This is a genomic window from Nocardiopsis sp. TNDT3 (assembly GCF_003427465.1).
In the GTDB taxonomy this organism is placed as follows: domain Bacteria; phylum Actinomycetota; class Actinomycetes; order Streptosporangiales; family Streptosporangiaceae; genus Nocardiopsis; species Nocardiopsis dassonvillei.
Window position 1 is genome coordinate 1 of the sequence record NZ_QPFC01000955.1, and the last position, 1453, is coordinate 1453.

At 78.5% G+C, this 1453-nt stretch carries 1 protein-coding gene; it reads right to left on the minus strand.

Annotated features, from left to right (window positions below):
• Positions 1 to 400: 400 nt before the first annotated feature.
• Positions 401 to 1288 carry a GntR family transcriptional regulator gene (locus DQW06_RS22210; RefSeq protein ID WP_117199236.1) on the minus strand — a complete coding sequence of 296 codons (888 nt, stop codon included), beginning with the start codon at positions 1286 to 1288 and terminating at the stop codon, positions 401 to 403.
• Positions 1289 to 1453: the final 165 nt, after the last annotated feature.

The following is a 1453-nucleotide window of genomic DNA, read 5'->3' on the forward strand; positions in this document are numbered from 1 at the left end:
GAGGGAGCCGGGGCGGGGGTACCCCGGCTCCCTCCGCTCGCCGGAGCGCGGGAGATGGAGATACCCCGCCCCGTCCCGGCCGAAAGCCCGCTGACCGCTTGCGGACAGGCCCGCCGCCGTCACCTGCCGGTTCCGTGTCCTGGCCGCCCGCATGACCGGGGGCGGCGCGCGCATGACGGACGGCCCTTGTACGGCCCCGCCCGTTCGGGTAGCGAACGGGCCGAGGACACGGCCGGTGCGGCGTGCGGGCCGCCCGAACCCCGGGCGGCGAGCTCCGGCGAACCCCTCTCGGGCACAGCGGTGGAGAGGGGTCCGCCGGCGCGTCCGGCACCGGCGGACCCGCCGCGGGCGCGGCGTCCCCGAGGCCGTCCCCGTCGCGGGGCCGGGCCCTCCCGAGCGCTCAGCCCTCCCGGCGCAGGCGGTCCAGTTCGGCGCGCAGCTCCTCGGCCAGCCGCACGGCACGGTCCAGGCCCGGTTCGCGGGCCGCGCCCGCCGGGGCCTCGGGCCGGGAGGCGGTCAGCGACGGGTCCGGGGCGATGCGCACCTGGTCGGAGGCGCCCTCGGCCTCGATGTCGAAGACCACCCGGTCGGAGCGGTGCCAGCTCTCGAACCACTCCAGGGGCGCGCCCTGCTGGTCGAAGGTCCCGCCCTCCAGCAGCAGCAGCGGCGCGTCGGCGGCCACGCCCAGCTCCCGGGCGATGCGCGGGTCGGCGGGCACGGCGCGGATCTGCCTGCGCCCGCTCGTGGGCACCGCCGCGAAGCGCTCCTCCATCAACCGGTGCAGGGAGGCGTCGCGCAGCATCGCGGCGTCCAGCGCGGCGAAGCGCTCGGCGGGCAGCCAGGTGCGCACGTAGGACAGGGGGTCGCCGTCCAGGGAGCGCATCCGCTCCAGGCGCAGCAGCTCGCGCGTGCCCAGGTGGCGCGTCGCGGAGGGCACGCCCGAACGGGTGGCCTCCAGGGACAGCACGGCGGTGGACAGGCGCAGGCCGTCGGCGGAGAACTGGTCGAACAGCCCGGTCACGCGCTGCACGAACCGGTGGTGCTCGGTGGGCACGGCGGCGACCGCCGCGCGCCCCCGGGTCCGGCGGACCGCGCCCTCGTCCTCCAGCGTGGCCAGCGCCTGGCGCACGACGCTGCGCGAGACCCCGAACCGCTCGCGCAGGGCCGCCTCGCTGGGCAGGGTGTCGCCGGGGGCGATCGAGCGGTCGCGGATCTCCGCGCGCAGCGCTCCGGCGATCTGCGCGTGCAGCGGTCGGGGGTCGGTGCGGTCCACGGGCATGCGGATCATTCTAGGGTCGTCCCTCCTGCCGGGACGGTCGCCCCGGGGCGGGGAAGCCCCGTGCGGCGGGGTGCGTCCAGCTGCTGGACCGCGCGGCGGACACGTCGTCCGGGGCGGGGGAGACCCGTGGAACGGACCCGCCTGTGGTGGGCGCCCCGCAGGACGGGCGGGGCG

Excerpts from the sequence above, each read along its gene's own strand:
- DQW06_RS22210 (WP_117199236.1), bottom strand. The coding sequence starts at position 1,288 with ATGATCCGCATGCCCGTGGACCGCACCGACCCCCGACCGCTGCACGCG.